The following is a 12,032-nucleotide window of genomic DNA, read 5'->3' as shown; positions in this document are numbered from 1 at the left end:
CCTTTATTAAAACTTACGGGCAATAATGTAATGAGCAAAGGCTTTTAACTCATCGGTATTGTATGGCAGACGGGCCAACGCCGCCAAAGCATCCTGGTAAAGCTGGTTTGCTTTGGTTTTGGCTCCTTCCAGCCCCAACAGTGCCGGGTAAGTAAGCTTGTTTGCTTTGCAATCGGATCCCTGCGGCTTACCGAGCACAGCCGTATCACTTTCAATATCCAGAATATCGTCCTGCACCTGAAACGCCAGACCAAGCGAGCTGGCAAATTCGGTTAATGCATGTAGGGTATCAGTGCAGTTAAGTTCGCTGCTGTAGTACGCCAACTGCACTGCACATTCAATCAGGGCGCCGGTTTTCAGCCGATGCATGTGTTCCAAAGTAGCTAAATCTGTCTGCTGATTGGTTTGAGCCAAATCAATGGCCTGGCCGGCACACATGCCGGCAATACCAGCGGCGCTTGCCAGCAATTGAATGCGTTTTAAGCGCAGTGTGGCACTCAGTGATTGATCATCATTGTCAGCCAGCACACTAAAAGCCAGTGCTTGCAGGGCATCACCGGCCAGAATAGCCGTAGCCTCATCAAAGGCTTTGTGGCATGTCGGCTTACCACGGCGTAAATCATCGTCATCCATTGCCGGCAAATCGTCATGGATTAGCGAATAGCTGTGTAAGCACTCAATCGCTAACGCGGCACGGTCAAGTGTCTCAAGTGGTACCTTTAACATGCTACCACAGGCGTACACTAAAAAGGGGCGGATCCGCTTGCCGCCATTGGTCAGGCTGTAACGCATGGCCTGGTGCAACCGCGAGGCTGTCTCTGGCTGGGCGGACATTAACAATTGCAATTGTTGCTCTACCCGATGCTGGTAGAGACTAAGGCTTTCTGGTGCCAAGTTACTCTCCTGGCGGTGGTGTAAAGGCTTGCAGACTTTCTTGCTGCTGTTGTTGCAATAGTAACTGGACTTTTTGCTCAGCACTTTGCAACTGCTGCTGACTTTGTTTTACCAGGCTGATGCCGCGTTCAAACTGCGTCAGAGAGCTGTCCAGTGATAGCTCGCCTTGTTCTAACTGTTGTACGATATTCTCGAGTTCTGCCATTGCCTGCTCAAACTGGCTAAGGTCGGCTTTCTTTTTACTCATGACAATCCCCAAAAAAACTGTGCGCAACGTTACCCTAGCAGGCTATTATGGTCAATCATAACCAATAAGTGAAAGCTTAAATTGCTTCTTTTCTATTAATCAGTACTTAATGTTTACGAAGTTATGTCGATAACCGACTATAAGCTAATATAAAATAATCATAATTCCCGCTTGGGGTCTGTATTAAGGAGTAAACGGTGGATATAGCAACCCTGGTTGGCTTGATTGGCGCTATCGGTTTTGTCGTCATGGCGATGATTATAGGCAGTAGCGGCGACCCGGCTATGTTTGCTGATTTAGTCTCAGTGCTCATTGTCGTCGGCGGTTCTGTTTTCGTGGTGATTACCAAGTTTACTCTTGGCCAGTTTCTCGGTGCTGGTAAAGTCGCGGTAAAGGCATTTATATTTAAAATTGAAGCGCCGGAAGAACTGATTGAAAAAGCGGTGCAGCTGGGCGATTCGGCCCGTAAAGGCGGTTTTCTGGCGCTGGAAGAGGCAGAAATACCCAACGCTTTTATGCAAAAGGGTGTGAATATGCTGGTAGATGGCCACGATGCAGATGTGGTTAGGGCAACCTTGTTAAAAGATATCAGCCTGACTGAAAAGCGCCACGAACAAGGTATCGCTATCTTTCGCAGCTTAGGTGATGTGGCGCCTGCTATGGGCATGATAGGAACCCTGATTGGTCTGGTGGCGATGTTATCAAATATGGATGACCCGAAAGCCATTGGCCCGGCGATGGCGGTAGCATTACTGACGACCTTATATGGTGCCTTTATTGCTAATGTTATTGCCATCCCGCTGGCCGATAAATTGGCTATTCGTAATCAACAGGAAAAACAGAATAACCAGTTGATTCTTGATGCTATTTTAGGCATTCAAGATGGCCAGAACCCGAAAGTTATTGAAGGTATTTTACGCAATTACCTGGCACAGGGTAAGCGCGAGGTCGCATCCGGAGAGCCGGCATGAGAGAAGAAGAAGAACAGGAGTGTAATTGCCCGCCCAAAGGGCTGCCGCAGTATATGGGCACCTTTGCTGACTTAATGGCGCTACTAATGTGCTTTTTTGTATTGCTTTTAGCCTTTTCTGAAATGGATGTGCTGAAATTTAAGCAAATTGCCGGTTCAATGAAATTTGCTTTTGGGGTGCAAAATAAAATAGAGGTAGAGGATATCCCAAAAGGCACCAGTGTTATTGCTATGGAGTTCCGGCCAGGGCGGCCTGACCCGACACCGATTGAAACGATACAGCAGCAAACTATGGAAATTACCCAGCAGGTTATTGAGTTTCAGGCTGGTGAAGAAGATTCAGCCGGCGGCCGGCAAGAGCAGCGGGATGATATGACGGGGGGCCAGTCGGCTGCTAATGCAGAAGAAACAGCAGATGCAGAAGCAGCGGCCGCCGACGCTGCTGCAGAAGAAATGCAACAACAAACCAATGAGATGGTTAAAAAGCTGGCCGAACAACTGGAGCAACAAATTGTTGATGGTGCCATTGAGCTGGAGTCATTAGGGCAGCAGATTATTATCCGGATCCGCGAAAATGGCTCTTTCCCCTCAGGCTCGTCGTTTTTACAACCGAGGTTTCGGCCAATCATTCAGCAAATTGGCAGCTTGTTAAATGAAGTGCCGGGAGAGATAACGGTTAGTGGTCATACCGATGATATTCAGGTATCGGATGAGTTACACAGTAACAACTGGGAGTTGTCGGCAAAGCGCGCGGTGTCGGTGGCAACGGAAATGATCCGCGCGCCAGGTTTTGACCGGCAACGGCTGGTGGTGATGGGCCATGCCGACACCCGGCCGCTGGTAGAAAATACCTCTGAGCTAAACCGGCGTCGCAACAGGCGGGTAGAAATATCTATTATGCAGGGCAAAGCTAAGGTGTCCGAGCCGATTAGCCTGGAGCCCGCAGCAAACTAGCAGGGGCTCCGGCCTGATGTTTCGGCTTTTGGCAAAGCCAGGCAATCGTGTCACGTTAGCGGTTTGCCTGGCTTTGCGCTATAATCCGCGCCACTTTTCGCACTGTTGCCGCCACCATTGAATGTTATGCTTGAATTTATTATAAAACTTCATCCTGAAATCTCGATTAAAAGTAAGTCAGTTCGCAAACGCCAGACCAAGTTGCTGGAGCGTAACCTGAAAATTATTTTAGCTCAGGTTGACCCTGATGTAATCGTCACTAATTTGTTTGACCACCTTACTGTTAGCAGCCTGCAGAGCACGCCACATATTCGCCGCAAGTTAATTGAGCGGCTTAGCTGTATTCCGGGCATTGTGACTTTTTCCGAGATGCGTACCGCCAGCTTTGCTGATTTGCACGATATCTATTTGCAAGTGCTGGCGGTGTATCAGGGCCAGTTAGCGGGAAAAACCTTTTGTGTGCGGGTGCGGCGTCAGGGCAGCCATAGTTTTAGTTCGATTGAAGCCGAGCGCTATATTGGCGGCGGCCTGAACCAGCAGGTTACTTCAGCTAAAGTGCAATTAAAACAACCTGATATCACCATTAAGCTGGAGATTAAACAGGATAAGCTGTTGCTGCTAAGTGAAAGCTTCCGGGGGATGGGCGGCTTCCCGCTGCCGTCGCAATCTGATGTATTATCTTTAATTTCAGGCGGTTACGACTCTGCGGTTGCCAGCTACCTGATGATCCGCAAAGGCTTGCGTACCCACTATCTGTTTTTTAATCTGGGCGGTGCAGCGCACGAAGCCGGCGTGCGTGAAATGGCATTTTACCTGTGGCAAAAGTACAGCTTGTCGCACCGGGTTAAGTTTGTCAGTGTCGATTTTGCCCCAGTAGTGAATAACATCCTGCAGCAGGTTGATAACGGCGTGATGGGCGTTATTTTAAAGCGAATGATGCTGCGGGCAGCAAGTCGTGTTGCGCACGATTTGGGTATTAAAGCGGTGGTGACGGGTGAAAGCATTGGTCAGGTGTCCAGCCAGACCATTGCTAACCTGGCGGTGATTGACCGGGTTACCCCTGATTTAGTACTGCGACCGCTTATTTACCACGACAAGCAGGACATTATTGACCTTGCCAGGCAGATTGGGGTGGAAGAGCTGGCAAAGAGCATGCCTGAGTATTGCGGAGTGATTTCTAACAAACCAACAGTTAATGCTGTGTTGTCAGAGGTAGAGCAAAACGAAGCTAAACTGGATATGGAACTGCTGACGCAGGTGGTTCGAGCTGCCAAAGTGCTGGATATCCGCACTATTGACTATCAGGCAGAGCAGGAAGCCCATGTCGTCAGTGAGCTGACAGAATTGGCGGCTAATGCCGTTATTCTGGATATTCGCAGCCCGGAAGAGACTGATCAAACACCGTTTGTAGTGGATGGGGTGCCGGTGCTAGAGCTGCCTTTCTTTCGTTTAGCCAGCCAGTTTGCTTCACTTGACCCCAGCCGCCATTATTATTGCTACTGCAGTAAAGGCGTGATGAGCCGGTTGCAGGCCCTGCTGCTGCACGAGCAGGGCCATAGTAACGTGTCAGTGTACCGGCCCGTTTACTGATAGCTGTTAACGCTTAGCTGTCAGCACCCGTATCTGGTTTAACATATGCAGGTTTGCCGGCACGGCTATCTGCAGCTGTGCCGCCTGGCGGCAGATATAACCACAAATGGCTTCAATTTCGGTTGGCCTGCCTGCCTGAACATCCTGTTGCATAGAAGAATAGTTGCGGGCGGTAGCGTCAATCACCTGCAGTACCCTGGCTATAGTAGCGTTGCTGTCTAACGGGTAGCCGAGTGCTGAGGCAACCTGACATACTTCGTTTACCAGCGCGGTAATTTGGGCCTGATAACGCCTCTGTGCTAACTGGCCATTTGGGCAGTTTTCAAGTGCTGTCAGGGGGTTAATGGCGGCATTAATTGCTAGCTTCTGCCACAGCAGTGGATTAATGTCTGCCACCACTGTCAGCGGCCCCAGCGCTGCGCTCATCGCCTCAATTATGCCTGGGTCTTGCTCGCCGGGTGCGGTTAATTTTGCCAGATAGCTGTTGCCTGCACCGCTGTGCACGACTTGATCAACAGCCGGCTTATATGCTGCCTGGCTGGTGGATAAAAACCATAATCCCTGTCCGGGTACTAATTGTTTCAGGATGGACTCAAGCGCAATCATGCCATTGTGACATAGCACCAGTTGCGCGGTGTCAGTCAGGTAAGGTAGTAACTGGCTGACCGCCTGGCAGATATCATAGGCTTTAACCGGGATCAGTAACTGGCTGATGGGTTCACTACATGGCTGTGACGGTAGCAGCAGTTGCTGGCGGTGCTGCTGCAGATCAGTAAAGAGCAGCTCGATATCCTCAGGCTGCTTTAACCATAGCCGGGGAGAGTAGCCAGCAAGCTGCAGCCGGGAGCTGGCCAACAGGCCGATAGCGCCGCGGCCAACTATACACCAGCTTAGCGCTGGCTGCGTGGGCGTAAATGATGCCACAATGCGCGTGCCAGATAAAAGACGATGACACCAGCAATATCAGCCAGCCAGTCCCACCAATCGCCGGTACGCCGGGTGAAATAATGCTGTGCTAACTCGACAGCACCGCCGTATGTGCCCAATAGCAAAAATGCCGCCCCGGGCGCAAGTTTGAAGCCCTTCCAGAGCAGCGCGGTAAGTACCACAAAAATACCAAAATGGGCGAGTTTGTCGATGTGTGCAAAACCACCACCAATCCGGTGCCCGCTTAGCTCAGCCAAAAAGCCAGCTGTTGCCAGCACAAAGCACAGCACACATACGAAGCGATAAAATATCTGCGGCACAGCGAACCCTCTGTCAGAAACTGCGCTCGGATTGTAGCAGTTTTCTGGTTATAATCACCAGCAGACAGAATGGCTTATGCTAAGGAGAATTTACATGCCTTCATTTGATATCGTATCAGAAGTCGATCAGCAAGAAGTATTGAATGCTGTAGAAAATGCTAACCGAGAATTAGCCACCCGCTTTGATTTTCGAGGGGTACAGGCGGAGTTTACCCTGAAAGAGAAGGCTATCAACATGAAAGCTGAAGCCGAATTTCAGTTACAGCAAATGCTGGAGATTTTTTTGTCAAAAGCCGTCAAGCGTGGCCTGGATGTGCGCTCGTTTAAAGAGGGCGATGTGGTGCACTCTGGAAAAACCTATAGCTTGAGCGTTAGTCTGTTGCAAGGGATAGAGCAGGAGATGGCGAAAAAGCTGGTTAAGCTGATTAAAGATAACAAACTTAAAGTGCAAGCCGCTATTCAGGGAGATCAGGTGCGGGTAACCGGTAAAAAGCGTGATGATTTACAAGATGCCATTGCCGTAGTGCGCGCAAGTGAGTTAGAGCAGGCGTTTCAGTTTACTAATTTCCGTGATTAAGGGCTATTTGGCTAATTTTAGCCGTCTGGATACCTATTGACATTTACCGCTCCCCAGCTACACTGCACGCGGCCTTTTTAAGGCCGCTTTTTTTCAGGTGCTGCAGCACGCTGCAGTTAAACGGGAATCTGGTTCAAGCCAGAGCTGCCCCCGCAACGGTAAACAACTATCAAGGCTTTAAATACCACTGTCAATTGATGGGAAGGTAAAGCTTTGGCGCAAGCAGGTTGTAAGCCCGGAGACCGGCCTGAAAAGCCCATTAACCAACTAACATGTGCGGTGGGCACATTGTAGGAGCTTACATGTTTAAACCTGCTTTGGTGGCCGTGTTGGTCGCTTCCTGTTTTGCAGCTAAGGCTGATGATGTCGAACATATCAGTATTTACGCCAATCGTATTGTTACACCGCAACAAGCCGTATTAGCCAGTATCACCGTGCTGGAACGGGCAGATATTGTTACGCGCCAGGCTAATGATTTACCCGAGCTGCTGGCGCAGCTGCCGGGGATTAACCTTTCCCGCGATGGTGGCCGCGGCCAGAACAGCAGTGTTTATCTGCGCGGCGGCAATGCTGGCCATACGCTGGTCATCGTTGATGGCGTGCGCAGTGGCTCTGCTACCCTTGGTTATAAAACCTTGTCGATGTTACCGCTGGAGCTTATTGAACGAATTGAGGTGATCCGCGGGCCTCGTGCCGCCTGGTATGGTTCAGATGCGCTGGCTGGGGTTATCGCTATTACCACCCGGCGCAGTAATGCACTGGAGTTACATGCCAACCTGGGCAGCTTTGGCCAGGCTGGTGCCGATGTCAGTGTCGTTAAGCAACTCGAACAATTAAGCCTTCGTGCCACCGCAGGCTATAGCCATGCTGATGGTTTTAATGCCCAGCCAGCGCAAGACCCTGATCGGGATGGCTACCAACAGCAGTTTATTAAACTGGCTGCCGATTATCAGACAGCTGCTGGTTTGTGGACGGCCCAGCTTGATGTTAACTCGGGTTTTTATCAGTTTGACACCAGTTGGGGTAGTGAAGATGAATCGGATATCCTCAACCGTGCTTATTTGCTGGGGTGGCAGCAACAGCTGGCAGGTTGGCAACATCAGGCTCAGCTTAGCCGTAACCTGGACGGCGATACCACTTACGGTCCTGATTCACGCAGCCCCTTTATTACTGAGCGGGATGAGTTTAGCTGGCAAAGCGCCACGGATTTGAGCGACAGCCTGCGCTTTTTGGGCGGCGTCAACTGGTATCAGGAGGAGGTGGCCAAATCTGCCACCGCGTACGAGCAAACCAGCAGAACTAACCGGGCGGTATTCGCGGGCTTACACTATCAGGCTGACGCCGTGCAACTTGAAGCGGCAGCGCGGCGTGATAGCGTCAGTCAGTATGGGAGCCAGAACACCTGGCAACTGGCAGCCGGCTATCAGCTGACTGAGCACTGGCTGCTGCGGGCAAGCCGGGGTACCGCCTTTAAAATGCCCTCCTTTAATCAGTTGTATTTCCCAGGCTTTGCTAATCCCGATTTGCAGCCAGAACAATCTGTCTCCGATGAAGTGGCATTAAGCTATCAAAGCGCTGGTTTAACGGTGCAACTGGCCTGGTTTGACCGCGATGTCACTAATCTGATCCAAGGGGTTGAGCAAGCAGAAAATGTGTTACTGGCGAGGGTAACTGGCCTCGAATTCAGCGTATCCAGACATTGGCAGCAATGGGCCAGTCAATTGCATTATACCTGGCTTGATACCGAAAACCGGCAAACCGGACTGCAGTTGGAGCGCCGGCCTGAAAATACCCTTAACTGGCGCGGCAGCTATACCGCCGATCAATGGTCAGGTTTTATAACGGCTGATTATCAAAGTGCGACTTACCAGGGGGCCGACTGGTTTACCGGTGACAGCTTTGCCAATGCCCCGTCGCACACCGTGTGGGGGGTGGGTGTGAGCTATGCGCTTAGCAATGAATTTGCTATCAGAGCCAAAATTGCCAATTTAACGGATAAGCATTACTACACCAGCCGGGGTTATGCCACAGCGGGTACCCATTTCGGTATTAGTTTCAGCTACATTCCACGGTAATAGCTACCAGGTCCGGATCAGCCCGGCAACCTCGGCGGCGGCAGTCATATGACAATGATGGCCGCCGGTTACCTTTGCTATTTTTAACTGTCGATACCAAGCTGCCACCTCTGTAAGCTTAGCGACAAAAGGCCCATCACTGGCTACTATGGCCAGTACCGGCGCCTGGACCGCCTGACACAACGCCTGTGCCTGAGCCGGCGTAAGCCGGTGTACTGATTTATATCTTAGCCGGTAGTCATTGGCCCAGCTAACACCGTTGTGATCGGTGCTGGTGCCACGCTCTGCCAGTAACAGCGCTTCGGTTACACTAAAGTCGCTTTGCGCCACACGGGCCTGCGCCGCTGCGGCTAAATCCGGATACTGCCGTTTTCGGACTGGTGGCTTTTTCAGGCGTGACAAAATGCCTTCGCGCAGTTGAGCGGTGCAGCAGTTGTCTTCTGCCGTGACAAATCCCAGACTGTCTATCAGCACCAGCCGGGCAACCAGTTCGGGAAACGCCGCCGCCAGCGCTGTTGCTGCCATACCGCCCATAGAATGGCCTATGACAGTCAGTTGCTGCCAGCCCTGCTGCTGACATAATGCTACAATGTCTTCCACCCAATCAAAAAAGTAGTAATGGGCATCACTACTGCGGTAAGGTGAATGGCCGTGCCCCGGGAAATCCAGGGCGAGTACTGGCATATCGGCTAACTCTCGGGCCAGCGGAATAAAACTGGCGGCATTATCTAACCAGCCATGCAGACAGAGTACCGGCGGCTGGGCAGCGCTAAAAGCCGGCCGGTTGGCTAGTGCTGCCAACCGCATAGTGTTTTTATAGCCCGTTAAGCTAAAGTATAGTGAGTGATCCATCGTCAGTGTTTCCCTCGTTAACAGCTGGTATCAACGATTTATTGGTAAATTTCTTAAGGTTTACGTTATGCCCTATACCCACAATACCATTGTTAAGCTGCAAAAGAGCAGCCCGGCCCAAACTGAGTTTTACCAGGCGGTTGAAGAGGTACTGGATTCATTAGCGCCAGTGCTGGACGTCGACAGCCGCTTTTGTCAGCATGCCATCATCGAGCGGTTAGTAGAACCTGAGCGGCAAATTATGTTTCGGGTGGCCTGGGTCGATGACAACGGCAACGTTCAGGTAAATAAAGGTTACCGGGTACAGTTTAATTCTGCACTGGGACCCTACAAAGGCGGTATTCGGTTTCATCCCAGTGTTAACGCCAGCATTATCAAGTTTCTGGGGTTTGAGCAGGTACTTAAAAATGCCCTTACCGGCTTACCGCTGGGTGGGGCTAAAGGCGGAGCCAATTTTGACCCTAAGGGTAAGTCAGATGGCGAGATTATGCGCTTTTGTCAGGCATTTATGAGTGAGTTATACCGGCATATCGGGCCCACTACAGATGTGCCCGCTGGCGATATTGGGGTGGGAGCACGCGAAATAGGCTATATGTTTGGCCAATATAAAAAGCTAACCAATAGCTTTGATGGCGTACTGACCGGTAAAGATTTGCTGTGGGGCGGGTCACTGGCGCGCAAAGAGGCCACCGGTTATGGCTGTGTTTACTTCGCTGAGCATATGCTTGAGGGCAATAAAGACAGTCTGGAGGGGAAGGAGTGTTTGGTATCCGGCTCGGGTAACGTGGCTATTTACACCATTGAAAAATTACGGGAACTGGGCGCTAAGCCAGTCAGCTGTTCTGATTCTGGAGGCACAATTTATCAGAAAAGCGGTATTGATGTGCAGAGCCTGAAACAAATCAAAGAAGTAGAGCAGGGCAGGTTGAGTGACTACGCCAAACGCCATCCGGATGCGGAGTACATCAGTCGCGATAGCTACCCGGATGATGGCCATGCCGTCTGGCGTTTTGCCGGGCAGGTTGCTTTCCCTTGTGCCACTCAGAATGAGTTAACGGCAGCAGATGCAAAGGCCCTGCTGGATAACGGCTGCATCGCAGTATGTGAAGGGGCTAATATGCCTTGCACTGCAGAGGCGGCCGAGCTGTTTATTCAAGCCAAAATAGCTTATGCACCGGGTAAGGCCGCAAATGCCGGCGGGGTGGCGACCAGTCAGCTGGAAATGGCCCAGAATGCCAGCATGCAGCGCTGGAGTTTTGCTGAAGTCGACCAGAAACTGAAAGATATTATGCAGGGCATTTATCAGCGCACCAGTGAGACAGCGGCAGAGCTGGAACAGCCCACTAATTTTATTCTGGGGGCGAATATTGCCGGTTTTCGACGGGTAGCCGAAGCGATGATTCAGCAGGGGGTGGTATAGCAGCCCGTTATTGCCAATAACAGGCTGGATAATGCAGTGAACTGATAAAATAGCGAGCTATTTTATCAGGGTAGTCGCCGTTTCCAGGTAACGCTTCGCCTGATGCTCAACTTTAGCAAAGTCCATATGCTCTGAACCCAGATGCACTTCTTCCAGCACATCTTTTAGCAGAGTGGTTTCGCTATGAATTTTCTCCAGCGCATTTTCCAGGGTGTAAGTCAGCTGATGAATTTCGACCATCACCGCAGGGGTTAATTCACCGGCGATAAGCTTTTGTAACGTTACATTACTATTGCGGAATAATTCAACCGCTTCGCTAAGTGTAGCGGCTTGTTGTCCTTTGAAATGATCCGGCCGTGGTTGCTCAGCCAGGCTGATGGGCGCGTAAATAGCACAGACTAACGTAATGGTAAGGGCTAAAGCAGTGTTCATAAAACCTCCGGAGTTAATGCTAATGATTATCAGTTAGGTTAGCATGCCATTGCCAGGTTGACGATTATTTTTTCTGTAAATAGTCAATTAACGCTAAATAAGCATCCAGGCTATTGAGCTCAGCAGTCGGAGTGATTAAATACTGGCCATTTACTACCAACGCCGGCACCCCGCCGATATTATTATTTTGCATCTCGCTGCTGCTGCGCCGCATTTTAGCTACAACCTGTTCGCTGCTCTCCGCTATCTCAAAAAAATCAGCCTGATCAACCTGATGTGTTGTCAGAAACTGCTGCAAATCTAGCGGGGTGAGCTGACGTTTTGCTTCGTAGAGCTTAAACAACGGATCGGTAAGATGTTCCAGTCCCATTTGCTGCAAGCTGTAAAATATTCTGGCATCAGTTTGCCAGTGCGGCACCGCAGCGGCATGTTTGCGCACCAGGCTCAGCTCAGGGCGGCGCAGCATAATCGCTTCCAACACGGGTTCAAACTGCTGACAGTGCTGACAACCAAACCAGAAATACTGCACCAGATAAGGGGACTTAGCATTTTCAGCGTCGATATTTTCGACCAATCGGTAGTGTTTACCTTGCTGAAATTGCAGCATGTTGGCTGCTTTATGTGGCGTTGCAGCGGTTTGTTCATTGTTATTGGTCAGAGTGGCAGGCTCAGAGCATGCCACTATTAACCAACTGATGCTGACTAGCAGCAGCAATTTAGTCAACTTTGATAAAGGAGTATTCACTGTCATAGAAGTCGGTTGTATTAGAGATA

At 50.5% G+C, this 12,032-nt stretch carries 13 protein-coding genes and 1 riboswitch; of the genes, 6 read left to right on the top strand and 7 right to left on the bottom strand.

Annotated elements, in window-relative coordinates; translation table 11 throughout:
• Positions 1-6 precede the first annotated feature (6 nt).
• Positions 7-894, bottom strand: coding sequence for a (2E,6E)-farnesyl diphosphate synthase (gene ispA, locus WG68_RS16970; RefSeq protein WP_046558913.1), 888 nt, complete (start codon positions 892-894; stop codon positions 7-9).
• Position 895: 1 nt separating this feature from the next.
• On the bottom strand, positions 896-1,141 hold the full coding sequence (locus WG68_RS16965) for an exodeoxyribonuclease VII small subunit (protein WP_046558912.1): 246 nt from the start codon (positions 1,139-1,141) through the stop codon (positions 896-898).
• 197 nt (positions 1,142-1,338) lie between these two features.
• On the opposite strand from WG68_RS16965, the gene pomA reads away from it, so the two are divergent.
• From pomA to thiI, 3 genes are all read left to right on the top strand, one after another.
• On the top strand, positions 1,339-2,112 hold the full coding sequence (pomA, locus tag WG68_RS16960) for a flagellar motor protein PomA (RefSeq protein ID WP_046558911.1): 774 nt from the start codon (positions 1,339-1,341) through the stop codon (positions 2,110-2,112).
• The gene (locus WG68_RS16955; RefSeq protein WP_083981953.1) at positions 2,109-3,065 is read left to right on the top strand and encodes a flagellar motor protein MotB; all 957 of its coding nucleotides are present in this window, start codon (positions 2,109-2,111) and stop codon (positions 3,063-3,065) included. Before pomA ends, WG68_RS16955 begins: the two co-directional genes overlap by 4 nt.
• A gap of 126 nt (positions 3,066-3,191) precedes the next feature.
• Positions 3,192-4,655 (top strand): tRNA uracil 4-sulfurtransferase ThiI, encoded by a 1,464-nt coding sequence (thiI, locus tag WG68_RS16950; protein WP_046558910.1) that lies wholly within the window; start codon positions 3,192-3,194, stop codon positions 4,653-4,655.
• Positions 4,656-4,661: 6 nt separating this feature from the next.
• On the opposite strand, the gene WG68_RS16945 is transcribed toward thiI, so the two are convergent.
• Positions 4,662-5,579, bottom strand: coding sequence for a ketopantoate reductase family protein (locus WG68_RS16945; protein WP_046558909.1), 918 nt, complete (start codon positions 5,577-5,579; stop codon positions 4,662-4,664).
• Positions 5,546-5,902, bottom strand: coding sequence for a VanZ family protein (locus tag WG68_RS16940; protein ID WP_046558908.1), 357 nt, complete (start codon positions 5,900-5,902; stop codon positions 5,546-5,548). Before WG68_RS16940 ends, WG68_RS16945 begins: the two co-directional genes overlap by 34 nt.
• 94 nt (positions 5,903-5,996) lie before the next feature.
• On the opposite strand from WG68_RS16940, the gene WG68_RS16935 reads away from it, so the two are divergent.
• Together WG68_RS16935 and WG68_RS16930 are read left to right on the top strand one after the other, a co-directional pair.
• Positions 5,997-6,479, top strand: coding sequence for a YajQ family cyclic di-GMP-binding protein (locus WG68_RS16935; RefSeq protein WP_046558907.1), 483 nt, complete (start codon positions 5,997-5,999; stop codon positions 6,477-6,479).
• 78 nt (positions 6,480-6,557) lie between these two features.
• Positions 6,558-6,744, top strand: a riboswitch (cobalamin riboswitch).
• 37 nt (positions 6,745-6,781) lie between these two features.
• Complete coding sequence (locus WG68_RS16930; protein ID WP_046558906.1) at positions 6,782-8,554, top strand: TonB-dependent receptor domain-containing protein; 1,773 nt, start codon at positions 6,782-6,784, stop codon at positions 8,552-8,554.
• Positions 8,555-8,557: 3 nt separating this feature from the next.
• On the opposite strand, the gene WG68_RS16925 is transcribed toward WG68_RS16930, so the two are convergent.
• Positions 8,558-9,406, bottom strand: coding sequence for an alpha/beta fold hydrolase (locus tag WG68_RS16925; protein WP_046558905.1), 849 nt, complete (start codon positions 9,404-9,406; stop codon positions 8,558-8,560).
• Positions 9,407-9,473: 67 nt separating this feature from the next.
• Here WG68_RS16925 and gdhA point away from each other — a divergent pair, with 67 nt between their 5' ends.
• Positions 9,474-10,826, top strand: a complete 1,353-nt coding sequence (gene gdhA / locus WG68_RS16920) for an NADP-specific glutamate dehydrogenase (protein WP_046558904.1) — start codon at positions 9,474-9,476, stop codon at positions 10,824-10,826.
• Between the two features lie 57 nt (positions 10,827-10,883).
• On the opposite strand, the gene WG68_RS16915 is transcribed toward gdhA, so the two are convergent.
• Together WG68_RS16915 and WG68_RS16910 are read right to left on the bottom strand one after the other, a co-directional pair.
• Entirely contained in the window at positions 10,884-11,258 is a 375-nt protein-coding gene (locus tag WG68_RS16915) for a DUF6746 family protein (protein ID WP_046558903.1), read from the bottom strand.
• 64 nt (positions 11,259-11,322) lie between these two features.
• Positions 11,323-12,009, bottom strand: a complete 687-nt coding sequence (locus WG68_RS16910; RefSeq protein ID WP_152663147.1) for a thiol:disulfide interchange protein DsbA/DsbL — start codon at positions 12,007-12,009, stop codon at positions 11,323-11,325.
• Between the last annotated feature and the right edge of the window lie 23 nt (positions 12,010-12,032).

Origin of the sequence: Arsukibacterium ikkense (assembly GCF_000987775.1) — a bacterium.
Lineage (GTDB): Bacteria > Pseudomonadota > Gammaproteobacteria > Enterobacterales > Alteromonadaceae > Alishewanella > Alishewanella ikkense.
Note: the sequence above shows the minus strand (reverse complement) of the source record. Positions and strands in the feature narration are given on the sequence as shown.

What these genes read in the sequence shown, in the direction of transcription:
- WG68_RS16965 (WP_046558912.1), bottom strand. Translation starts at nt 1,141, where the DNA reads ATGAGTAAAAAGAAAGCCGACCTTAGCCAGTTTGAGCAGGCAATGGCA.
- WG68_RS16955 (WP_083981953.1), top strand. Translation starts at nt 2,109, where the DNA reads ATGAGAGAAGAAGAAGAACAGGAGTGTAATTGCCCGCCCAAAGGGCTG.
- thiI (WP_046558910.1), top strand. Translation starts at nt 3,192, where the DNA reads ATGCTTGAATTTATTATAAAACTTCATCCTGAAATCTCGATTAAAAGT.
- WG68_RS16935 (WP_046558907.1), top strand. Translation starts at nt 5,997, where the DNA reads ATGCCTTCATTTGATATCGTATCAGAAGTCGATCAGCAAGAAGTATTG.
- WG68_RS16930 (WP_046558906.1), top strand. Translation starts at nt 6,782, where the DNA reads ATGTTTAAACCTGCTTTGGTGGCCGTGTTGGTCGCTTCCTGTTTTGCA.
- WG68_RS16925 (WP_046558905.1), bottom strand. Translation starts at nt 9,406, where the DNA reads ATGGATCACTCACTATACTTTAGCTTAACGGGCTATAAAAACACTATG.
- gdhA (WP_046558904.1), top strand. Translation starts at nt 9,474, where the DNA reads ATGCCCTATACCCACAATACCATTGTTAAGCTGCAAAAGAGCAGCCCG.
- WG68_RS16915 (WP_046558903.1), bottom strand. Translation starts at nt 11,258, where the DNA reads ATGAACACTGCTTTAGCCCTTACCATTACGTTAGTCTGTGCTATTTAC.
- WG68_RS16910 (WP_152663147.1), bottom strand. Translation starts at nt 12,009, where the DNA reads ATGACAGTGAATACTCCTTTATCAAAGTTGACTAAATTGCTGCTGCTA.